This window comes from Enterobacter sp. YSU, assembly GCF_016082135.1.
Classification (GTDB): Bacteria; Pseudomonadota; Gammaproteobacteria; order Enterobacterales; family Enterobacteriaceae; genus Enterobacter; species Enterobacter hormaechei_C.
In genome coordinates, this window is the sequence record NZ_CP059487.1 from 2106493 (window position 1) to 2128822 (window position 22330).

The following is a 22330-nucleotide window of genomic DNA, read 5'->3' on the forward strand; positions in this document are numbered from 1 at the left end:
GGAGAGATTATGCGTTAGTGGCTGGAGAACCAGTTCAGTTTTTCGCGCAGGGCTACCACGCGACCCACCACGATCAGCGCCGGGCTTTCAACCTGCTGCGCCAGCTCACCCAGCTGCGTCAGCACGCCATCGACCACGCGCTGCGTAATGGCGGTGCCGTTTTCCACCAGTGCGACCGGCATATCTGCTTCCATGCCGTGCTCCAGCAGTTTCGCCTGGATCGTGGCTGCCTGATTTAGCCCCATATAGAACACCAGCGTCTGCTTTTCAGCGGCCAGATTATGCCAGTCCAGTTCGCTGCCGGTTTTCAGGTGGCCCGTCACCAGGCGCACGCTCTGGGCATAGTCGCGATGGGTTAACGGAATGCCGGAATAGGCAGAACAGCCGGACGCCGCCGTAATGCCCGGCACCACGGAGAACGGAATACCCGCGTTGCACAGGGTTTCCAGCTCTTCGCCGCCACGACCAAAGATAAACGGATCGCCACCCTTCAGGCGCACCACGCGCTTACCTTTTTGCGCTTCCCGCAGCAGGGTCTGATTGATCTCCTCCTGCGGCACGCAGTGATAACCTGCCCGTTTGCCGACGAACACGCGGTCAGCATCGCGGCGCACCAGATTCATGATGTCATCAGAGACCAGACGGTCATACACCACGATGTCCGCCTGCTGGATCTGCTGGAGACCCTTCAGCGTCAGCAGGCCCGCATCGCCGGGACCTGCGCCCACCAGCACCACTTCACCGCGATGGTCCAGCGGCTCGCTCAGGAGCTGTTCGGTCGTCTCTTCAACGGCTTTGGTGTCCTGATTGGCAAGGGACTGCGCCAGCCTGTCGTTGACAAAGAACTTCTCCCAGAAGCGACGGCGTTCGCCCACGGTTGCGAAGGTTTGCTTCACGCGGGAGCGCAGCTCCCCGGCGTATTGGGCAATCTGACCAAGATGCTGCGGCAGCACGGCTTCCAGTTTTTCCCGCAGCAGACGGGCAAGAACGGGCGAGCGCCCGCCGGACGACACCGCAATCATCAGCGGTGAACGGTCAATAATCGACGGCATGATAAAGCTCGCCTCTTTCGGCGCATCCACAACGTTACAGAAGATGCGGCGCGCTTCGCAGGCGTCGCTGACGCGCTGGTTAACGTCATCGTTATCCGTTGCGGCGATGGTCAGCCAGCAGGTATCCAGCAGGGATTCATCAAATTCGCCCTGCACCTGGGTGAGCATCCCTTCCTGCGCCCAGACGTCAAACTGTGGGGCAAAGGTGAGGGCGTTGACGGTCAGCCGGGCACCCGCCTCTAACAGCAGGCGTGCCTTGCGTTCAGCCACATCGCCGCCGCCCACGAGCAGGCAGTCGCGGTTGCGTAATTGACAAAAAATCGGCAGGTGATCCACGACGTTACCTCACAGCATTCATGGCGGGGGAAGAATTGACGTCAGGATAACAGCAGGAATCGTACAGAACATACGGTTTTTCCTGCCGTTACCCATAAGGGGTCATAAGCCTTTCCTATTGAAAAGGCGAGAGGTTACGCTTTCAGCTGCACCTCGCCGTCCTTTACGCGGACGTCGTAGTGTTTGACCGAGAAGCTTTCATCTTCCATGCAGAGTCCGTCGGTTAAGCGGAAGCGCTGCTTTTTCAGCGGGCTGGCAACCCACAGCTCGCCCTGGTGCTCCGCAATCAGACCGCGGGAGAGCACGCTGGCCTCGAAGAACGGGTCGATATTGCTGATGGCATAGACCTGTTCATCGTGGCGAGGGCGGAAAATCGCCACCTGCTCGTTGCCCAGCAGGGCACAGACGCCGGTTGCTGGCAGAATGTCGTTAATATTGCAGATGTTTACCCACTGGCTCATGCGTTTTCCTCCACCAGCATCACCGGAATACGTTCATACGGGGTCGCTGGACGATGCTGCTCGCGCTCCGGCACCACCTGCACGTTCGGGTCGCGCTGGGTGCTGTTGATAAAGTGTTTGAAGCGCGTCTGCGCCGCTGGCGTGTTCACGGTTTCGGTCCACTCGCAGATCACCGCCTCGCGCAGGCGAGTCATCTCGGATTCCAGCTGTTCATTCAGACCCAGCTTGTCGTCGATAATGACCGATTTCAGGTAGTCGATGCCGCCTTCGAGATTATCCAGCCAGGACGCGGTACGGGTCAGCTTATCGGCGGTACGAATGTAGAACATCATGAAGCGGTCGAGGTATTTGATCAGTGTATCGCGATCGAGATCGGCGGCCAGCAGATCCGCGTGGCGAGGTTTCATCCCGCCGTTACCGCACACGTACAGGTTCCAGCCTTTCTCCGTGGCAATGATACCCACGTCTTTCCCCTGGGCTTCCGCACATTCACGGGTACATCCTGACACGCCGAACTTCATTTTGTGCGGCGTACGGATGCCTTTGTAGCGGTTTTCCAGCTCTACGCCGAAGCCCACGCTGTCGCCCACGCCGTAGCGGCACCAGGTGCTGCCCACGCAGGTTTTCGCCATGCGCAGCGCCTTGGCGTACGCGTGACCGGTTTCAAAGCCCGCTTCAATCAGCTGACGCCAGATTTCCGGCAGGTCATCTTTCTGCGCACCGAACAGGCCGATACGCTGGGAGCCGGTGATTTTGGTGTACAGGTTAAACTCACGGGCGATACGGCCCACGGCGACCAGCCCTTCCGGGGTAATCTCCCCTCCGGCAGAACGCGGGATCACCGAGTAAGTCCCGTCTTTCTGAATATTGGCCAGGAAGTTATCGTTGGTGTCCTGAAGCGGAGTGTGTTGTGGTTTGAGCACATATTCGTTCCAGCAGGACGCCAGCAGGGAACCGACGGTAGGCTTACATACTTCACAGCCATAGCCCTGGCCGTGTTTCTCCAGCAGTTCGTCGAAGGACTTAATGCCTTCCACGCGGATCAGGTGATACAGCTCCTGGCGAGAGTAAGCGAAGTGCTCGCACAGGTTGTTGTTCACTTCAATGCCCTGTTTTGCCAGCTCGGCGTTCAGCACCTGAGTGACCAGAGGAATACAGCCTCCGCAGCCGGTCCCGGCTTTGGTTTCCGCCTTCAGCGCCGCAACGGTGTGGCAGCCTTTGTTAATGGCGGAGATCAGCATGCCTTTGGTCACGTCGAAGCAGGAGCAAATCTGCGCGCTGTCCGGCAGTTTATCCACGCCGATGGACGGCTTACCGCTGGAGGCGTGCGCCGGGAGGATTAGCGCGTCCGGGTTCTCCGGCAGCTCAATGGCGTTCAGCACCAGCTGGAGCAGGTTACCGAAGTCGCTGGTATCACCCACCAGCACCGCCCCGAGCAGGGTTTTGTTGTCCTGGCTGACGATGAGACGTTTGTAGACTTCTTTGCTTTCGTCCAGATAAACATAGCTGCGGGAGTTCAGGGTGCGGCCATGCGCATCACCAATACCGCCCACGTCCACGCCCAGCAGTTTAAGCTTGGCGCTCATGTCTGCGCCAGTGAAGGCGTTTTCGCTGCCGAGGATATGGTCAACGGCGACCTGCGCCATTTTGTACCCTGGTGCAACCAGACCGTATACGCGGTTATTCCAGCTGGCGCATTCGCCGATGGCGTAGATATCCGGATCGGAGGTCTGGCAGGTATCGTTGATCATGATCCCGCCGCGCTGCGCAACGGCCAGACCGCACTGGGTGGCCAGCTTGTCGCGCGGGCGAATACCGGTGGAGAAGACGATGAAATCCACTTCCAGCTCGCTGCCGTCTGCAAAGCGCATGGTTTTACGCGCTTCGGTGCCTTCCTGCACGATCTCTTTGGTGTTCTTGCTGGTGTGAACCTTCACGCCCATGCTTTCGATTTTACGGCGTAGCTGGTCGCCACCCATATGGTCCAGCTGTTCCGCCATCAGCATCGGGGCAAATTCGATGACGTGGGTTTCAACGCCGAGGTTTTTCAGCGCGCCTGCCGCTTCCAGACCCAGCAGACCACCGCCGACAACCGCGCCGCGTTTGCTTCGACGTGCGCAGGATTCAATGGCGTTGAGGTCTTCAATGGTACGGTAAACGAAGCAATCCTGGGTTTCCGACCCTTTAATAGGCGGGATCCACGGATACGAGCCCGTCGCCATGATCAGCTTATCGTAAAAAACCGTACGTCCGGCGCTGGAGTGGATCACTTTCTCCTGACGGTTGATGGTGATAGCGCGTTCGCCCACCAGCACTTTTACGCCATGCTTCTCGTAGAACCCTTCACGCACAAGAGAGAGCTCTTCGGCGGTATGGTGAGAGAAGTAGGAAGACAAGTGCACACGGTCGTACGCCTTGCGGGGTTCTTCACAGAACACGGTAATATCGAACTGCTCAGCATCGGCTTTATCGAGAAGATCCTCAATAAAGCGGTGGCCGACCATGCCGTTACCGATGATAGCGAGTCTGACTTTGCTCATTTTTGCCTCGATTTCTTTTCTATTACTGCCTACCTTAACGATTCAGCAGGGGCACTTATTGATGCAAATCAAATACGCCTTCACCTACCCCTTAGTGGGTATATCTATGATTTGTCAGGATTTTTATAAGTGACGGATATTGTTTGATTTTTGTGCTTGCTTATTTTTTGCACAAATATAGTGGGGTTTTTTACCCATCGGCGGGCAGGGCGGGTGAGCAGGGGAAAACCCCTTTGCAGTACGCAAAGGGGTTATGGCGATTAGTGGGTAGCTGTTGCCGGGTTGTGTTGACGGTGACGGGTCACAAAGCCCAGCACGAAGCACATGATGAACACCACGGCGTACAGACCGTTAGCGGTATGCAGCGCCGCCAGCGGGCCGCTGTGCGCAACAATCGGGCCCGTGACCACGAAGGTCAGCATGGTGCCGATGGTGCCGCAGGTCAGCACGAAGTTCACCAGCTTTGGCGAGGCCACTTTGGTCTGAAGAGAGCCAAGGGTGATGATCGAGGTGTAAATCGCACTGGAGAAGAAGCCCAGGGTCAGGATGGACCACGGCATATGCTCCGGGGAACCGTTGATGAACAGATACATCAGCACGGTCGCCAGACCCGCCAGAACGGTCAGGATCCGTTGCAGGTCGAAGAAGCGCAGGATAAAGCTAAACGCCCACATGCCGAACATGTAAGACATCCAGAAATCGCTCACCAGTTTACCCGCGTCGTTCAGGCTCATGCCCAGACCTTTCGCGTATTCAGGAACCCAGGAGATAAAGCCCAGCTGACCGAGGATGTAACACAGCGCGGCGATGGAGAGGAACAGTACGCCGATACCCCATTTTTCTTTCGCAACCGGCTCGGACGTAGTCTGCGCTTTTTTGCCCAGCACCGGGAACTCGCAGCCGAAGGTGAGAACAAAGATCGCGACATAAACCAGACCAATGCAGGCGTACACCCAGTACCACTCAATGCTGCGCGCCAGAAGATACGCGGCGACCATCGGGAAAATCATCCCGGCCATGCTGAAGAAGGAGTCGGTGAACAGCAGACGCGCGCCGCGCTGGCGGCCTTCATACATGTGCGTAATCAGGAACGTACCGATCGACATGGTGATCCCGCTCACCAGGCCCAGCACGAACATGGCGGCAGAGAAGAGGGCGATGCTGTGGCTCAGCATCAGGCCCGCCACGGCGGCAACCATCAGCACGAAGCCGAAACGCAGCTGCGTTTTCAGCGGCACGATTTCCATCAGCCAGGCATTAAGGAAAATAGAGATCAGGATCCCCGCGTTCAGGAAGGTGAAGGTGTTACTCATGCTGGAAACGGGCAGCTGGAAGTAGTCTGCGATATTTCCCATCACCATCCCGGTGACGATCACCAACGCGCCGGTCAGGGCGTAAGAGAAGAAGCTGATCCATGTGAGCTTGATGCGATTGCTGTTAGTCATGTCTGGCCTGTTAAAAGTAAAGAAAAACGCAATGACTGCGTTTGAGCGGGCAGATTTTAGTCGCGAAAGTGATCTAATTAAATCTTTTCAGAAAATTTTGAGCACAATTGCAGGTTTTAACGTGATGCAGATCACATTACGTTGTGGGGTTAACAATCGTTTGCGCGGTAATAATTGTTTCAATTTGGTAAAATTAGGTAAAAGACTGGTCTGGGTTCATACTGCTCTTTAGAATCAAGCCATTCGCTTTTTATACTGCGCTTTGTTAAGGAATTCTCATGCTCAAATCAACACTGGCGGCTGTCGCAGCTGTGTTTGCTCTTTCTGCCGTTTCCCCTGCTGCGCTGGCAGCCAAAGGAGACCCCCACGTCCTGCTGACTACCTCTGCGGGGAATATTGAGCTGGAGCTGGATAGCCAGAAAGCCCCTGTTTCGGTGAAAAACTTCCTCGACTACGTGAACAGTGGTTTTTATAACAACACCACGTTCCACCGCGTGATCCCGGGCTTTATGATTCAGGGTGGCGGTTTTAACGAGCAGATGCAGCAGAAACAGCCCAACCCGCCCATCAAAAATGAAGCAGACAACGGCCTGCTGAACAAGCGCGGCACCATCTCCATGGCGCGTACGGCGGACAAAGACAGCGCCACCAGCCAGTTCTTCCTCAACGTGGCTGATAACGCCTTCCTGGACCACGGTCAGCGCGACTTTGGCTACGCGGTGTTTGGCAAAGTGGTGAAAGGCATGGACGTTGCGGATAAGATCTCTCAGGTTCAGACTCACGATGTCGGTCCATACCAGAATGTGCCGTCTAAGCCAGTCGTCATTCTCTCCGCGAAAGTGCTACCGTAATCGTTCCCCCACACGGGCACATCTTGCCCGTGTCTTTCCACCCTCCCTGCGAAAGCGCGTTTTGCTGCTTATACTTGTGGCAAACGGACTATTCAGGGAGGCGTAGTGAAAAAACTCACCGACAAGCAAAAATCCCGTCTCTGGGAGCAACAACGTAAGGTCAATTTTCAGGCCAGCTGCCTCCTTGAAAAAGGTAAGGGTCCCGCTGAACCCGATATCGAGACGCTGGAACTGGGGCCTTCCGCACCGGGTTTACCCCATCTGTGTCTTATTCACCGCCATTTATTCCGCAACGAAATGAAAGGCGCGGGCGAGCTGCGCACCGCCGATATTTCTAAGGGCGACATTCCTTTTTGCCATTTCGAGTACATCGAGAAAGTGGGTAATGAGCTGATGGCTTCGCTGGAAAGTGATAAATATCTGGTGGGCCTTCAGAAAGAAGAGTTTACAGACAGAATCAGTCATTACTACTGTGAAATCAACATGCTACATCCGTTTATGAGCGGTAATGGCGTGGCCCAGCGGATCTTCTTTGAACAACTGGCTATTCATGCGGGCTATGTGCTGAACTGGCAGGGGATCGACCCGAACGACTGGGCAGCCGCCAATCAGAGCGGGGCAATGGGGGATTTGACCGCCCTGAACGCCATCTTTGCCAAAGTTGTGAGCGAAGCGCGGGAATCTGCGTAAAATAGGGCGGCCATTTTTTCAGGAGCCGCCATGATTCTGCTGATTGATAACTACGATTCCTTTACCTGGAACCTTTACCAGTATTTTTGTGAGCTGGGGGCAGAGGTGGTTGTCCGCCGTAACGATGAGATCGCGCTGGCTGACATTGACGCGCTGGCGCCCCAGAAAATCGTGATTTCGCCGGGGCCGTGTACCCCTTCGGAGTCTGGTATCTCGCTGGAGGCGATCCGCCATTATGCGGGCAAACTGCCGATTCTGGGCGTCTGCCTGGGTCATCAGGCCATTGCGCAGGTCTTTGGCGCCACCATTGTCCGTGCCGCGAAAGTCATGCACGGCAAAACCTCTCCGGTCACGCACACCGGTACCGGCGTATTCCTGGGGCTAAACAATCCGTTAACCGTGACGCGCTACCATTCTCTGATCATTGATCCGCCGACCCTGCCGGCCTGCTTTGAGGTCACCGCCTGGAGCGAGACGCAGGAGATCATGGGCATTCGTCACCGTGAGTACGATCTGGAAGGCGTGCAGTTCCACCCGGAAAGCATTCTCAGCGAACAGGGGCACGCGCTGCTGGCCAATTTCCTTAATCGCTGAATATCTGTTGCCTTGTTGTGATTTTTTATGCATATTTTGTGATTATATTTTCACAATCAATGTGACATAAAAATGGATGGTCATGACATGGCAACTGAACAACCAGCAATTACCCGCGCGACATTCGATGAAGTGATCCTGCCGATTTATGCACCGGCTGAGTTTATCCCGGTGAAAGGGAGAGGCAGCCGCGTCTGGGATCAGCAGGGCAACGAGTATGTTGATTTCGCAGGCGGTATTGCGGTGACGGCGCTGGGCCATTGCCATCCTGCGCTGGTGGACGCGCTGAAAACGCAGGGCGAAACGCTGTGGCACACGAGCAACGTGTTCACCAACGAACCGGCGCTGCGTCTGGGGCGTAAGATCATCGATGCCACCTTCGCCGAACGCGTGCTGTTTATGAACTCCGGCACCGAAGCCAACGAAACCGCCTTTAAGCTGGCGCGCTACTACGCAACCACGCGTCATAGCCCGTACAAAACCAAAATCATCGCCTTCCATAACGCCTTCCACGGTCGCTCCTTCTTTACCGTTTCCGTTGGCGGCCAGCCGAAGTATTCCGACGGCTTTGGTCCGAAACCTGCGGATATCATCCACGTGCCGTTTAACGATCTCCACGCCGTTAAAGCGGTGATGGACGATCACACCTGTGCCGTGGTGGTCGAGCCCATTCAGGGGGAAGGCGGCGTCACGGCGGCCACCCCGGAATTTCTGCAAGGGCTGCGCGAGCTGTGCGACGAGCACCAGGCGCTGCTGGTGTTTGATGAAGTGCAGTGTGGGATGGGGCGTACCGGAGACCTGTTTGCTTATATGCACTACGGCGTAACGCCGGATATTCTGACCAGCGCGAAAGCGCTCGGCGGCGGTTTCCCGGTCAGTGCGGTGCTCACCACCCAGGATATCGCTTCCGCATTTCATGTGGGCTCACACGGCTCCACCTACGGCGGTAATCCGCTGGCGTGCGCCGTGGCGGGTGCGGCGTTCGACATCATTAATACGCCGGACGTCCTGAATGGCGTGAATGCGAAACGCGACCTGTTTGTGAAACATCTTCAGCAGATTGACGAACAGTTTGATGTCTTCAGCGAAATCCGCGGGATGGGGCTGCTGATCGGCGCCGAACTGAAGCCGCAGTACAAAGGCCGCGCGCGCGATTTCCTGCACGCCGCCGCGCACCAAGGCGTCATGGTGCTCAACGCCGGGCCGGACGTGATGCGCTTTGCGCCATCGCTGGTGGTGGAAGACAAAGACATTGAAGACGGATTAACCCGTTTTGCCGCGGCGGTCGCGAAGATCGTCAGCGGCTAATACGCGGTTCGCTTTAACCGACGCGTTAACCAAATCCCGTGATGCGGGCGCTGACGCCATGCCACCGACGAAATGGTGTGCATGGTGTTCAGATGCCCGAGAACGCGCTGTAAATGCTGCTCAAGGGTGCTCATCGGCCCATGGGTCAGCGTCTCCGGCGCTTCCAGAATGTTCGAATCCCCTGACTCGCCCGGCGCGTCATACTCCAGACGCTGCTGACAGCGCTGCAACGCAATTTCACACGACTGCAAATAGCGCTGCGCCAGATCCGGCGTCAGCATCGTGTGCTCCCGCGCCAGCGTCGTCATGGCATTGATGTGCTCGACGATAAACTGGCTGTGCGTGACCCACAGCTTCATGTCAGCCAGATAGTGCGCGTTAAAGCCCGGCTCCTGCATGGCCTGGTTAAGAGAGTTGAACAGGGCGTTATGCGCCTGGTTGACCTTCATGCGCTCGTAGGCCAGCGGAGAGGGCTGCGGGTCATCGCTCAGAATAAGACGAATGGCCTGCTGGTCAGCTTCGAGCGCGTCGTGGGCGTTCTGCCTGAGCAGCCCGCTTTGCCACTGCGGCCACAGCCAGACCATGCCGCCAAAGGCGATCAGGCAGCCAATTAGCGTATCGACCAGCCGGGCAATAATAAACTGTTCCCCGTTAAGCGTGAGCAGTTGCAGGGTATACACCGCCGTGACCGTAAAGCCCACCATCGCCCAGCCGTAGTTTTTGCGGATGATCAGGTAGCTCACCAGCGTGATTGCCAGCATACCGGCCAGGGTATAGCCTTCCGGCACGTGGAAGTGCAGCGTCACGCCCGCGATAATCAGCCCCGCCATCGTACCGCCCGCCCGATGCAGAATGCGCACCCGCGTGGCGCCATAGCCGTTCTGGGTGACAAACAGCACGGTCATTAAGATCCAGTAGGGTTTCGGCAGGTGCAGGGCCATTCCCATCAGGCTGGCGATGCTCAGCATCACACTGATCCGCGCGGCATTGCGCAGGGCGGAAGATTTCAGTGATAGATAGCTTTTGAGCGCGGGCAGTAGCGGCAGCCGTTTTTGCTTATCGGCCATCAGGTCCCGGGCATAAAGCGGGCGCTGGGTGCGTAACACCCGGGCGATGCGGCTGAAATGCCAGGCAGCAAATTGCCCGACCGGGTTATCCGCGTGCTGACGCGCAATCTTTTCCAGCGCGCCGAGCTGTTTGTCCATGTTAAAGCGCGTCGGGTAGCGTTGATAGAGGATATCGTCAGCCAGCACCCGCAGGCGGGCCGCGACGGTCTGCGCGTTCCAGCGGATCACCGCTTCCGCATGGCTGCGCTCTACCAGCTTTTGCACCTCTTCCGGATTATGAAGGCTGACGGAGATATGCTCCTGCAAATCCAGCCCGACCTGGAAGGTTCGCAGCAGCCGCTTGTATTCATGATTTTTGTTGGCGGCAAGCATGTGCAACTGCTGATAGCACTGGCTGATCAGATCCACCACTTTTTGCTGGCGCGCCAGCAGCGGCGGCAGGGATTTTTCCGGGTCGGTATGTTGAGTGAGCAGGGTGTATTTTGCTTCGCAGTATTCAGCAAGCTGCACGTAGAGCAGGCTCAGGGATTCGCGCAGCGGCTGTTCCCGCCACAGCCAGAACCAGAACCAGTTAAACAGCCCGTACCACAGCGTGCCGAGGGCGTAGATCAGCAATGGCTCCCACACCGGCATATTGCCCGCAAGGCTTAAGGTGAAGATGGCGGCAATCAGCGATGCGGGAAGCAGGCGGGCGTGCAGCGAGCTGATTTCGGCGGTGACGCCGAGCGTCATCGCCAGCACGGTCAGGATCAACGGCAGAGGAATGTCGCGGGCCAGTAAGAGTTGTACGGCAAGGCTACAGCCGGCAAACAGGCAGCCGCCAATAATCAGACGTTTAAAAAAGCGTTTATGCGGCGTATCCAGACCGGCAATGTTGCAGCAGGCGGGCACGAGGGAAAACAGCAGGCCTTGCTGAAGATGTCCGAGGATCAGGCCCACGGCCACGGGAAGACACAGCACCAGCGTTTGTCGTAGTGCGTAGTTAACTTCCGGGTGATAGATCAGCCTGCGCCACATGAGGAGTAGAGACAAAAACGGCGTGCCACCCTGCGGCGGCACGCCGTTTGACCGAAATTAACGGGTTCCGTAGACCACGATAGTTTTACCGTGGGCAGAGATCAGGTTCTGGTCTTCCAGCATCTTCAGGATACGGCCCACTGTTTCACGGGAGCAGCCGACGATCTGACCGATTTCCTGACGGGTAATTTTAATTTGCATACCGTCAGGGTGGGTCATGGCGTCTGGCTGTTTCGCCAGGTTCAACAGCGTCTGCGCGATACGACCGGTCACGTCCAGGAAGGCGAGGTTACCCACCTTCTCAGAGGTCACTTGCAGACGGCGTGCCATCTGGGAAGAAAGACGCATCAGGATGTCAGGGTTGACCTGAATCAGCTGACGGAATTTCTTGTAAGAAATTTCAGCCACTTCACATGCTGTTTTTGCACGAACCCAGGCGCTACGTTCCTGGCCTTCTTCAAACAGGCCCAGTTCACCGATAAAATCGCCCTGGTTCAGATAAGAAAGGATCATCTCTTTCCCTTCTTCATCTTTGATCAGCACGGCCACCGAGCCTTTAACGATGTAATACAACGTTTCCGCTTTTTCACCCTGGTGAATCAGCGTGCTCTTTGATGGGTACTTATGAATGTGGCAATGAGACAAGAACCATTCGAGAGTCGGGTCTGTTTGCGGTTTGCCAAGCACCATGCGCTGTTATCCTCTGTTATAAGCTGTCACCAGAGTCATAAGATGCATCCGGACTCTGGGGTTGCAATCGAATTCTTACCCATACCTGGGAAGTCGGCTGTCGTAACGTTTCGCAGCCAGTAAAGTTTGATGTCCTCTGCATACATGTGTAACGTCAATGTATTACTGTAGCATCCAGAGTGTTTTAGCATAGCTTTCGCCGCGTGTCTCCTGGTGTCTCGCTTCAGCATGACGCAGGTCGCCTTCCGTTGCGAGAAATGTAACGTACACGTAATCTGTCATAAAAAATGCAACGTTGGAGTGAGTGAATATGCAAGCGCGTGTGAAATGGGTTGAAGGGTTAACGTTCCTGGGCGAGTCTGCTTCTGGGCACCAGGTTTTGATGGATGGCAACTCCGGCGATAAAGCGCCAAGCCCAATGGAAATGGTGCTGATGGCGGCAGGCGGATGCAGTGCGATCGACGTGGTGTCGATCCTGCAAAAAGGCCGTCATGACGTGACCGATTGTGAAGTGAAGCTGACGTCGGAACGTCGTGAAGAGGCGCCCCGCCTGTTCACGCATATTAATTTGCACTTTATCGTCACCGGCAAAGAACTGAAGGACGCGGCGGTCTCGCGTGCGGTTGACCTGTCTGCGGAAAAATACTGCTCTGTGGCGTTAATGCTGGAGAAAGCGGTAAAAATCACCCATTCGTATGAAGTGATCGCGGCTTAATTTTTGGAGGGTGGCGCTTCGCTGACCCGCCCTACCAAAGCTACAACTGCACGAACGTAGGCCGGATAAGCGAAGCGCCATCCGGCAACAGGCGTCACGCGATCTGCTTTCCTTCCATCAGCCGCTGCACCAGCGGTGTCATGATCAGCTCCATTGCCAGCCCCATTTTTCCGCCTGGTACCACTAACGTATTCATGTGCGAAATAAACGAACCCTGTAGCATCGCCAGCAGCCAGGGGTAATCAATGCCTTCCAGGTTGCGGAAGTGGATCACCACAAAGCTCTCGTCCAGGGAAGGGATGCTTTTTGCAGCGAACGGGTTGGAGGTGTCCACGGTGGGGACGCGCTGGAAGTTAATGTGGGTTCGGGAGAACTGCGGCGTCAGGAAGTTGATGTAATCTTCCATGGAGCGCACCACCGAGTCCATGACCGCCTCTCGCGAATGGCCGCGCTCGCTCATGTCACGCGTCAGCTTCTGGATCCACTCAAGGTTAACAATCGGCACCACCCCCACCAGCAAATCCACGTGGCGCGCCACATCGTGCTGAGGCGTCACCACGCCGCCGTGCAAACCTTCGTAAAACAGAACGTCAGTCGGTTCCGGCAGCGGCTGCCAGGGCGTGAACGTGCCGGGGACCTGGTTCCAGGGCACGGCTTCATCGTAGGTGTGGAGATACTTGCGGGACTGCCCGGTACCGCTTTGCCCGTATTCACGGAAGGTTTGCTCCAGCAGGCCGAAGTCATTCGCCTCCGGGCCGAAGTAGCTGATGTGTTTACCCAGATCGCGCGCCTTGCGGATGGCCATATCCATCTCCGGGCGCGTGTAGCGGTGAAAGCTGTCGCCTTCTACCTCTGCCGCCCGTAAGTTAAGCTGGGCAAAGATCTTGCGGAAGGCGAGGCTGGTGGTAGTAGTTCCCGCCCCACTCGAACCCGTAACGGCAATAACCGGATGTCTGGCAGACATAGCAACTCCCTGACTGGAAAAGTGTAAAGATCAGCCGTGAAACGCGTTGCGTGGCATGATATTGACCGTCTCATGCAGTTCGGACCATACCAGCACCACGTCGCCGCTTTTAAGCTGGCGCTTAACATCGTTGACCTTTTGTTCAAGCGAACGTTCATGTTCACCATAATCGGTGCCTTCGCGCAAGACAAAGCTTTCAATCAGATTATCGAGCGTGTCGGGAGAGAGATCCTGCCAGGGAATAATCATTATTTACCGTCCAGATAAGCCGTTAACCAGTCGGGAATACGCGTCTCAAGCCACATTTTGGGCCGACGCAGCGTGCCGCCAACAAAGCCGACGTGTCCGCCGAATTGGGTGAGCTGATACTCCACGTTGGCCGGCAGATGATCGGGTGCCGGAATCGAGTGGTGATCCATAAACGGATCATCTTTGGCGTGGATAATCAGCGTAGGTTTCGTGATTTGGTTCAGTAAAGGCATGGCGCTGCACTGACGGTAATAGTCAATCGCATCGGCAAAGCCGTGAATTTTCGAGGTGATCAAATCATCAAACTCGCGCAGGCGCTTCACGCGTTTGAGCTGTTGCAGCGTCACAGGCAGCGTATCCGGATAGGCCTTCAGCTTGCGCGCGGCGTTGGCTTTCAGCAGGTTGAGCAGGTAGCGCTGGTACACTCGCGAAAAGCCCTTTTCCATATGATAGCTGCACTGCTCCAGCATAAAGGGCGCAGAGACAATCACCGCCGCATCCAGCGGTACGGCGTCGCTCTCCTTCGCCAGCAGGCAGGCCAGCATATTGCCGCCCAGCGAATACCCCACCGCTGCCGTTGGCGCCTCGCCGAAATTGTCTCTTAGCCAGCGCAGGAACCAGGTACCGTCCTCGGTTTCACCCGAGTGATAAATACGTTTCTGACGATTAGGCTCGCCGCTGCATCCGCGAAAATGCATCACTACCCCAAGCCAGCCGCGGGCTTTCGCCGCCTCAATGAGACCGTGTGCGTAAGGGCTGTGCAGGCTGCCTTCCAGACCGTGAAACACCACCAGACGGGGTTTATGTCTGGCCCGATCCGGATCTTCGCTCCAGGCGAGATCCAAAAAATCGCCATCCGGCAAATCCAGCCGTTGCCAGTGCGGGGTGAACTGTACCTTGCGGCGGATCAGGCGCGGCAGCATGGTTTGCAGGTGAGGGTTAGCCACACCGCGCATGGGCACGAACTCTGCGCTCTCTTCGGCTGCAATGTCGAAGTCTGAGGGAATGATTTGGGTCATAAGGGCGATGCTGATTCTTGTCAGAAATTAACTATACCTTCCGAATTGTACCCCGTTTAGCCCGTTTTTCCGAAACATGAACTGATCCCGATCACAAATATTTACCTTGATTATTACTCTCAGGCTAATGATTTGGCTCTACGCTTAATTGATGCCTTTCTCACCAGAGCGCACACTTTACTCAACGTTAAGCAAATCAGAATGATGTGCTGAATCAGGAGGTTAATAATGTTATCTGGGCAAACACCCACCCGGCAATGGAACACCCGACGCAGTGAGAAAGCGCGTCGTCTGGCGTCCGTACCGGTGCAGGGCAAGGTACTGCCAACCGGCGATCTTGTCGCCATGCTGGAAAAACTGATCGCACCAGGCGACAAAGTCGTTCTGGAAGGCAACAACCAGAAGCAGGCGGATTTCCTTTCCCGTTCACTGGCGGAAGTGAACCCGCAAATCGTGCACGATCTGCATATGATCATGCCGAGCGTGGGCCGCAGCGAACATCTGGACATCTTTGAGAAAGGCATCGCCCGCAAGCTGGACTTCTCCTTCTCCGGTACGCAAAGCCTGCGAATCTCCCAACTGCTGGAGGATGGTCAGCTCGAAATCGGGGCGATTCACACCTACATCGAACTCTACTCACGTTTATACGTCGACCTATCGCCAAACGTGGCGCTGATTGCCGGTTTTAAAGCGGACCGCAAAGGCAACCTCTATACCGGGGCGAGTACCGAAGATACTCCGGCGCTGGTGGAAGCCGCCGCATTCCATGACGGCATCGTCATCGCGCAGGTGAACGAGCTGGTGGACGACGAGTGCGACCTGCCGCGTGTGGATATTCCGGGCTCGTGGATTGATTTTGTGGTGGTTGCCGATAAGCCGTTCTTTATCGAACCGCTCTTCACCCGTGACCCGCGCCTGATCAAACAGGAACATATCCTGATGGCGATGATGGCGATTAAAGGCATCTACGCTGAACACCAGGTGCAGTCCCTGAACCACGGGATTGGCTTTAACACCGCAGCGATCGAGCTGCTGCTGCCAACCTACGGCGAACAGCTCGGACTCAAAGGCAAAATCTGTAAACACTGGACCCTGAACCCGCATCCAACGCTGATCCCGGCCATCGAAAGCGGCTGGGTGGAGAGCGTCCACTGCTTCGGCGGCGAGCTGGGAATGGAAGAGTACATCCGCGCCCGTCCTGACGTGTTCTTTACCGGTGCCGACGGCTCCATGCGCTCTAACCGCGCCTTCTGTCAGCTGGCAGGTCAGTACGCGGTCGATATGTTTATCGGCTCCACGCTACAGGTCGACGGTTACGCTAACTCCTCAACCGTGACTCGCGGCCGTCTTTCCGGCTTCGGCGGCGCGCCAAACATGGGCCACGATCCGCACGGTCGTCGCCACGCCACACCGGCCTGGCTGAACATGATCACCGAGCCTGACCCGATGCAGCGCGGTAAAAAGCTGGTTGTGCAGATGGTGGAAACCTTCCAGGCGGGCGTGAAGCCAACCTTCGTGGAAAAACTCGACGCCGTTGAGGTCGCGAAAGCCTCTGGTATGCCGCTGGCGCCGGTCATGATTTACGGCGATGACGTCACCCACGTGCTGACGGAAGAGGGGATTGCTTACCTCTACCGGGCGAAAGATCTGGAAGAGCGTCGCGCCATGGTCGCCGCCGTGGCGGGTATCACCGATATCGGTCTGGGCGTTGACGCCAAACGCGTGGCGGAACTGCGCCAGAGCGGCAAGGTTGTGTATCCGGAAGATATGGGCATTCGCCGCACCGATGCCACCCGTTCGCTGCTGGCGGCCGGTAGCGTCGCGGATCTGGTGGAATGGTCCGGCGGTCTTTACAACCCACCTGCGAAATTCCGGAGCTGGTAATGAAACTTCTGCCCCAGATCCAGGTTGAAGGCGGTGCCGAATGGCTGGCGCGAACCGCCACGCAGTGTCTGATTGACGAAGCACGTTTAAGCCCGAAGCCCGGTCTGGTGGACAGCCGGGGGAACGGCGCGCACCACGATTTATCGCTTGCGCTGATGGAGCGCTCCGCTCACAGCCTGACCCCCACGTTTCAGGCGCTGGCGCAGCAGAGCTGGCAGCGTCCGGCGGATATTGCCCTCAGGCAAACCGTTGGCCGCCTGGGTCGCGAAGGTGAACGGCAGATGATGGCCGCTACCGACGGCGTGAACACGCACCGTGGCGCGATCTGGGCGCTGGGATTGCTGGTGAGCGCGGTGGCGATGCTGGGCGGCGATGCCCGGGCGCAAACCGTCGCGAACACCGCCGCTCAGCTGGCGAAGCTGCCGGATGACGCGGCGCCGAAAGTGTTCAGCAAGGGGTTACGCGTTACGCACCGCTACCGTGTGCCGGGCGCGCGTGAAGAGGCTCAGCAGGCGTTTCCGCACATCATGCAGCGCGCGCTGCCGCAGCTTCGCCTCAGCCGTCTCAACGGCAGCAGCGAAACGCAGGCCAGACTCGACGCGCTGATGGCGATCATGACCTCGCTCACCGACACCTGCGTGCTGTCGCGCGCCGGCATGGAGGGGCTGGACGCCATGCAGAACGGCGCCCGTGCGGTGCTGAACGCCGGAGGATGCGCAACCCTCGCCGGGCAGCAGGCGCTGGCGCGGTTAGACCGTCAGATGCTGGCGCTTAACGCCTCGCCGGGCGGAGCCGCAGACCTGCTTGCCGCCACGCTGTTTCTTGACCGCGCCGAAACGCCCTATTCAAAGCATTAAGAGGATGTTATGGAAAAAATCACATTGACCGTGCCCGCCAGCCGCGAAGTAAGCGGCAGGGCGCTGGCAGGGGTCGTCGGTTCCGGGGATATGGAGGTGCTTTTCACCGCCGAACCGGGCCAGACCTTAACCATTGATATCACCACCTCCGTCGACAACAGCCGCGGGCGCTGGGAGGCATTGTTCAACCGCCTGCAAACCGTCAGCAGCCTGCCCGCAGGTAAGCTGACCATCCACGACTTCGGCGCGACGCCGGGCGTGGCACGCATTCGTATCGAACAGGTTTTTGAAGGGGTGAACCATGCGTGATGACAGCAGCTTTATCGAATTAAAAGCGCGCCAGCGTGCGCAGGCGCTGCTCGACGACGGCAGCTACCGCGAACTGCTGGATCCGTTTGAAGGCATTATCTCTCCGTGGCTTGGGCCACAGGGGATTGTTCCTCAGGCCGATGACGGCATGGTGGTCGCGAAAGGGACCATCAACGGCCAGCCTGCGGTGGTGGTGGCGATTGAAGGCACCTTCCAGGGCGGCAGCATGGGCGAAGTGTCCGGCGCCAAAATGGCGGCAGCGCTGGAGCTGGCGGCGGAAGATAACCGCAACGGCATTCCGACTCAGGCGGTGCTGTGCCTCGAAACCGGCGGCGTACGTTTGCAGGAAGCCAACCTCGGCCTGGCGGCGATTGCCGATATCCACGCCGCGATCGTTGACCTGCGTCGCTATACCCCGGTCGTCGGGATTGTCGCCGGGACCGTGGGCTGCTTCGGTGGGATGTCTATCGCCGCGGCGCTGTGCAGCTACCTGATTGTGACCCGCGAAGCGCGGCTCGGCCTCAACGGTCCGCAGGTTATCGAGCAGGAAGCGGGCATTGAAGAGTATGACTCCCGCGACCGTCCGTTTATCTGGAGCATGACCGGCGGCGAAGTACGCTTTGAAAGCGGGCTGGTGGACGCGCTGGTGGGCGACGGCGTGAACGCGGTGAAAGCCGCGATGAACGAAGCCATCGCCAAAGGCGTACCGGCGAAACATCGCACCGATAACTACGACGATTACCTGAACCGTCTGACGAATTTCGACACCCGCAAACAGGCCGATGCCGAACAGATTAAAGCGCTTTTTGCCCGGGAGGTGAAATGATGACTAACTCAATTAGCCGTGGCGAACTCTGGCTGGAAACTCTGGCCCCGAACGCGAAACGTCTGGAGGGGTTATGCCCGTCCGTGCAGGCCGCAGACGGCGAGCTAAACGGTGAAACGGTGCGTTTTGTCGCCGTGGTGCCGGACGCCAACAACCACTTCCCGCGCGCGGCGCAGGGTGAAGTCGGCCTGCTGGAAGGATGGACGCTGGCAAAAGTGGTCAGCGAAACCGTCGCCGCCGACGCAGATAAAGCCGTGAAGCGCCCGATTGTGGCGGTAATCGACGTCCCAAGCCAGGCCTATGGCCGTCGCGAAGAGGCGTTTGGTATCCACCAGGCGCTGGCCGGCGCCGCTGCCGCCTACGCTAATGCGCGGCTGGCGGGTCATCCGGTGATTGGTCTTATCGTCGGTAAGGCCATGTCCGGCGCGTTTCTGGCGCACGGCTACCAGGCTAACCGTCTGATTGCCTTCAACGATAAAGGCGTGCTGATCCATGCCATGGGCAAAGAGTCTGCGGCGCGCATTACGCTGCGTACCGTTGAGGCGCTGGAAAAACTGGCTGCAACCATTCCGCCAATGGCGTATGACATCAGCAACTACGCCACGCTGGGGCTGCTTTCCGACCTGCTGGATATCAGCAATCCGGATGCCCCTACCGAAAGCGATCTGACGCGGGTGAAAACCACCCTGCAACAGGCCATCAGCGACGCGCGTCAGGACACCACGTTGAAAAACCGTCTGGGTGCTGACAACCGCCGCAGCTCGGCGCTCGTACGTGAACGTATGCGAGCCAGCTGGTAAGTAAAAAGAGACCTGCCAGATGCATCACCCCGTGGGCGCGCCCGTTGCGTCCACGCGGGAACCTGCATCCTGAAAATAATAAACATCGCGCCAGTGCTTAAACTTTTTTACTACAGGTGATTTATGACTTACGTAATTGTTCATGCTCTTGCACCGATTTTCGTCATCATGCTGCTGGGATTCTGGGCCGGTAAGGCAAAGATGGTCGATAACAAAAATGTTTCCCTGCTGAATATCTTCGTGATGGATTTTGCACTCCCGGCTGCGCTGTTCAGCGCCACCGTGCAAACCCCGTGGACCGGCATCGTGGCGCAGTCGCCGCTGATCCTGGTGCTCACCCTGGCGATGTGGATCACCTATGCGGTCATCTACTTCCTCGCGACGAAAGTGTTTAAAAAATCCCCGCAGGATGCGGCCGTGCTGACGCTTACCGTCGCCCTGCCAAACTACGCGGCGCTTGGCCTGCCGATTCTGGGCAGCGTGCTGGGCGAAGGCCCTTCAACCTCACTGTCCGTGGCGGTCTCCATCGCCTGTGGTTCAGTGTTGATGACCCCGTTCTGCCTGCTGATTCTGGAGCGTGAGAAAGCCCGCGCCGAAGGCAATAACTCGGGTTCAACGCTTTCCATGCTGCCGGTGCTGATGTGGCGTTCCATTAAAAAACCGATCGTGATGGGCCCGCTGCTGGGTGTGATCCTGTCCGCTATCGGCATCAAAATGCCGGAGCTGGTACTGGCGGCGATTAAACCGCTGGGACTGTCTGCGACCGCTGCGGCGCTGTTCCTGACCGGGGTGATCCTCTCCGCGCGTAAACTTCAGATCAACACCATGGTGATCACTTCCACTATCGCCAAGCTGCTGATCCAGCCAGCGATCGCCTGGGGTATCGTTTTAATCTTCGGTCTGCACGGCTCCGTGGCGATCACCGCCATCCTGATGATTGCGCTGTCCGCGGGCTTCTTTGGCGTGGTGTTCGGTAACCGCTTTGGCGTGCAGTCGCCGGATGCTGAAGCCGTGCTGCTGTTGAGCTCCGTACTGTGTATCCTGTCGCTGCCGCTGTTTATCTCGCTGACTTCAGGAATGTAATCATGACCACAACATTACGCCCACACGACCTCATCTGGCTTACCGCGCGCGACGCCCTGGAAGGGGTTACCGAATCCTGGGTGGACGCGGCCTGGCATACCGGACTACCGGTAGTGGTGCGGCGTGATGTTGATAATGAAGGCCGTATTCCCGTTGGCGTGCGCGGATTGCGCCGCGACCAGCGGGCGGGCGGATGGGTGAAGCCTGAGAACGTGTTGCGCGTGGTGTCGCCCGAAGATTTGAGCGTTGCCGCCGACCTGCTGCGTTCGCCGTTTATCACTCAGCCGCCGGTTCAGGTGGCGCTTCAGCTTGCGCAGCAGTCGTGGACGTGGACGTGGGGGATAACCGGCAGTACGGGTTACGCGCTGGCGACCGGCATTCCGGTGATCCACGCCGACAGCGATCTCGATCTGCTCATCCGCGCCCCGCGTGCCGTTTCCCCTGAGGCGTTTACTGGCTGGCAGGCTCAGCTCAGCCGTGCGTTGTGCCGGGCGGATACGCAGGTGGACACGCCCGAGGGCGGATTCGCGCTGGCGGAATGGTTACGCGACGGCAAAACGCTGCTAAAAACGCAATGTGGACCGCGCCTGGTGGCGGATCCATGGCACAGGGAGGAGTAATGAAAATACTGTTTACCTTTCCGGGGCAGGGCACACAGCATGAAGGTATGCTGCAAAACCTGCCGGGAACGGAGCTGGAGCAGGCCCGTGCTGTGCTGGGGGCGGAAGTCGATACCCTGGACAGCGCATGCTCGTTAACCCACACCCGTGCGGTTCAGCTTTCGCTGTTGATTGCCGGCGTGGCGTGGGCGCGCGAGCTGGAACGTCGCGGCGTGTCGCCGGATATCGTCAGCGGGCTGTCCATTGGCGCTTATCCTGCGGCGGTTATCGCCGGTGCGCTGGACTTTATGGACGCGCTGAAGCTGGTGGCGTTGCGCGGCGATCTGATGGAGCAGGCATACCCGCACGGCTACGGCCTGACGGCGATTATGGGGTTGACCCTGCCCCAGGTGGAAAACCTGCTTGAGGGGACAGGAACCTATATTGCTAACCTGAACGCCGAAACGCAGATCGTGATTGCCGGAGCCGATGACGGCATGGCGCAGGTGGCGGAGCGCGCCCTGGCAAAAGGCGCGAGCAAGGCTAAGCGGCTGGCGGTGAGCGTACCGTCGCACTGTGAACTGCTGGCGGAACCGGCGCAGAAGCTGGTGGCAGCATTTAATTCGGTCACGCTTTCACGTCCGGGCTGTGCGTACCTGAGCGGCAGTACCGGACGCGTGCTCTGGCAGCCGGAGAAAATTGCCGACGATCTGGCGATGAATATGGCGCGAACCGTGCGCTGGCAGGAGGCGGTGATTTCCGCTAACGAGCGTGAAGCGCGGCTGGCGATTGAGATGCCGCCAGGGGGCATCCTGACCTGTCTGACGCGGCAGGCGGCGTGGGAAGGCGAATCCATTTCGCTGGAGCGCAGCGGGGTGGACGTGGCGGTGCATCTGGCGGGTCGGCTTCGTGCATGAGTTTTTAGCCCGGTGGCGCTACGCTTACCGGGCCTACAATTCGGGAGTAGGCCCGGT

22 protein-coding genes are annotated in these 22330 nt (G+C 57.8%); 13 read left to right on the plus strand and 9 right to left on the minus strand.

Translation table 11 applies throughout. The features are described from left to right. Window positions 1-14: 14 nt before the first annotated feature. The 4 genes from cysG to tsgA all read right to left on the minus strand — a co-directional run bounded on the left by cysG (window position 15) and on the right by tsgA (window position 5834). Window positions 15-1388 carry a siroheme synthase CysG gene (gene cysG / locus H2Z33_RS10105; RefSeq protein WP_017384159.1) on the minus strand — a complete coding sequence of 458 codons (1374 nt, stop codon included), beginning with the start codon at window positions 1386-1388 and terminating at the stop codon, window positions 15-17. Window positions 1389-1522: 134 nt separating this feature from the next. Then, complete coding sequence (nirD, locus tag H2Z33_RS10110; RefSeq protein ID WP_015571429.1) at window positions 1523-1849, minus strand: nitrite reductase small subunit NirD; 327 nt, start codon at window positions 1847-1849, stop codon at window positions 1523-1525. Next, entirely contained in the window at window positions 1846-4389 is a 2544-nt protein-coding gene (gene nirB, locus H2Z33_RS10115) for a nitrite reductase large subunit NirB (RefSeq protein WP_063135383.1), read from the minus strand. The genes nirD and nirB overlap by 4 nt, the downstream gene beginning before the upstream one ends. 260 nt (window positions 4390-4649) lie before the next feature. After that, window positions 4650-5834, minus strand: a complete 1185-nt coding sequence (gene tsgA / locus H2Z33_RS10120) for an MFS transporter TsgA (RefSeq protein WP_063135382.1) — start codon at window positions 5832-5834, stop codon at window positions 4650-4652. Between the two features lie 278 nt (window positions 5835-6112). Here tsgA and ppiA point away from each other — a divergent pair, with 278 nt between their 5' ends. The 4 genes from ppiA (at window position 6113) to argD (ending at window position 9277) form a co-directional block, all read left to right on the plus strand. After that, window positions 6113-6685 (plus strand): peptidylprolyl isomerase A, encoded by a 573-nt coding sequence (gene ppiA / locus H2Z33_RS10125; protein ID WP_000920483.1) that lies wholly within the window; start codon window positions 6113-6115, stop codon window positions 6683-6685. A gap of 105 nt (window positions 6686-6790) precedes the next feature. After that, window positions 6791-7375: a putative adenosine monophosphate-protein transferase Fic gene (locus H2Z33_RS10130; RefSeq protein ID WP_026080671.1), complete on the plus strand. Its 585-nt coding sequence runs from the start codon at window positions 6791-6793 to the stop codon at window positions 7373-7375. 30 nt (window positions 7376-7405) lie between these two features. Then, window positions 7406-7969 (plus strand): aminodeoxychorismate synthase component 2, encoded by a 564-nt coding sequence (gene pabA / locus H2Z33_RS10135; protein WP_017384162.1) that lies wholly within the window; start codon window positions 7406-7408, stop codon window positions 7967-7969. A gap of 87 nt (window positions 7970-8056) precedes the next feature. Further along, window positions 8057-9277: a bifunctional acetylornithine/succinyldiaminopimelate transaminase gene (gene argD, locus H2Z33_RS10140; protein ID WP_177799048.1), complete on the plus strand. Its 1221-nt coding sequence runs from the start codon at window positions 8057-8059 to the stop codon at window positions 9275-9277. On the opposite strand, the gene H2Z33_RS10145 is transcribed toward argD, so the two are convergent. Both H2Z33_RS10145 and crp read right to left on the minus strand, forming a co-directional pair. After that, window positions 9274-11361 (minus strand): YccS/YhfK family putative transporter, encoded by a 2088-nt coding sequence (locus H2Z33_RS10145; RefSeq protein ID WP_063135380.1) that lies wholly within the window; start codon window positions 11359-11361, stop codon window positions 9274-9276. The two genes, argD and H2Z33_RS10145, sit on opposite strands and share 4 nt — an antisense overlap. 57 nt (window positions 11362-11418) lie before the next feature. Further along, a complete protein-coding gene (crp, locus tag H2Z33_RS10150) occupies window positions 11419-12051 on the minus strand; it encodes a cAMP-activated global transcriptional regulator CRP (RefSeq protein WP_000242758.1) in 633 nt (210 codons plus the stop codon). Between the two features lie 310 nt (window positions 12052-12361). Here crp and H2Z33_RS10155 point away from each other — a divergent pair, with 310 nt between their 5' ends. After that, window positions 12362-12766, plus strand: a complete 405-nt coding sequence (locus H2Z33_RS10155) for an OsmC family protein (RefSeq protein WP_015571423.1) — start codon at window positions 12362-12364, stop codon at window positions 12764-12766. A 94-nt stretch (window positions 12767-12860) separates the two neighbouring features. Here the strand turns inward: H2Z33_RS10155 and H2Z33_RS10160 are convergent, their stop codons facing one another. From H2Z33_RS10160 to H2Z33_RS10170, 3 genes are read right to left on the minus strand one after another with little or no spacing between them, the layout of a single operon-like run. Then, window positions 12861-13730: a phosphoribulokinase gene (locus tag H2Z33_RS10160; protein ID WP_003861663.1), complete on the minus strand. Its 870-nt coding sequence runs from the start codon at window positions 13728-13730 to the stop codon at window positions 12861-12863. Between the two features lie 30 nt (window positions 13731-13760). After that, complete coding sequence (locus tag H2Z33_RS10165) at window positions 13761-13979, minus strand: YheU family protein (RefSeq protein ID WP_014171926.1); 219 nt, start codon at window positions 13977-13979, stop codon at window positions 13761-13763. After that, on the minus strand, window positions 13979-14998 hold the full coding sequence (locus H2Z33_RS10170; protein WP_017693875.1) for a hydrolase: 1020 nt from the start codon (window positions 14996-14998) through the stop codon (window positions 13979-13981). Before H2Z33_RS10170 ends, H2Z33_RS10165 begins: the two co-directional genes overlap by 1 nt. A 228-nt stretch (window positions 14999-15226) precedes the next feature. Between H2Z33_RS10170 and mdcA the strand changes: the two genes are divergently transcribed. The 8 genes from mdcA (at window position 15227) to mdcH (ending at window position 22273) form a co-directional block, all read left to right on the plus strand. Next, entirely contained in the window at window positions 15227-16882 is a 1656-nt protein-coding gene (gene mdcA, locus H2Z33_RS10175) for a malonate decarboxylase subunit alpha (RefSeq protein ID WP_015571421.1), read from the plus strand. Beyond that, window positions 16882-17739, plus strand: a complete 858-nt coding sequence (locus H2Z33_RS10180; RefSeq protein WP_017384166.1) for a triphosphoribosyl-dephospho-CoA synthase — start codon at window positions 16882-16884, stop codon at window positions 17737-17739. The genes mdcA and H2Z33_RS10180 overlap by 1 nt, the downstream gene beginning before the upstream one ends. 9 nt (window positions 17740-17748) lie before the next feature. Next, the gene (mdcC, locus tag H2Z33_RS10185) at window positions 17749-18048 is read left to right on the plus strand and encodes a malonate decarboxylase acyl carrier protein (RefSeq protein WP_000411786.1); all 300 of its coding nucleotides are present in this window, start codon (window positions 17749-17751) and stop codon (window positions 18046-18048) included. Next, window positions 18041-18874, plus strand: a complete 834-nt coding sequence (locus tag H2Z33_RS10190) for a biotin-independent malonate decarboxylase subunit beta (RefSeq protein WP_017384167.1) — start codon at window positions 18041-18043, stop codon at window positions 18872-18874. The genes mdcC and H2Z33_RS10190 overlap by 8 nt, the downstream gene beginning before the upstream one ends. Continuing rightward, entirely contained in the window at window positions 18874-19674 is an 801-nt protein-coding gene (gene mdcE / locus H2Z33_RS10195) for a biotin-independent malonate decarboxylase subunit gamma (RefSeq protein ID WP_032104009.1), read from the plus strand. Before H2Z33_RS10190 ends, mdcE begins: the two co-directional genes overlap by 1 nt. A 123-nt stretch (window positions 19675-19797) precedes the next feature. Continuing rightward, window positions 19798-20757, plus strand: coding sequence for an AEC family transporter (locus tag H2Z33_RS10200; protein ID WP_000222846.1), 960 nt, complete (start codon window positions 19798-19800; stop codon window positions 20755-20757). Between the two features lie 2 nt (window positions 20758-20759). Next, on the plus strand, window positions 20760-21377 hold the full coding sequence (locus H2Z33_RS10205; protein WP_045910890.1) for a malonate decarboxylase holo-ACP synthase: 618 nt from the start codon (window positions 20760-20762) through the stop codon (window positions 21375-21377). Beyond that, entirely contained in the window at window positions 21377-22273 is an 897-nt protein-coding gene (gene mdcH / locus H2Z33_RS10210; RefSeq protein ID WP_023295524.1) for a malonate decarboxylase subunit epsilon, read from the plus strand. Before H2Z33_RS10205 ends, mdcH begins: the two co-directional genes overlap by 1 nt. Window positions 22274-22330 lie beyond the last annotated feature (57 nt).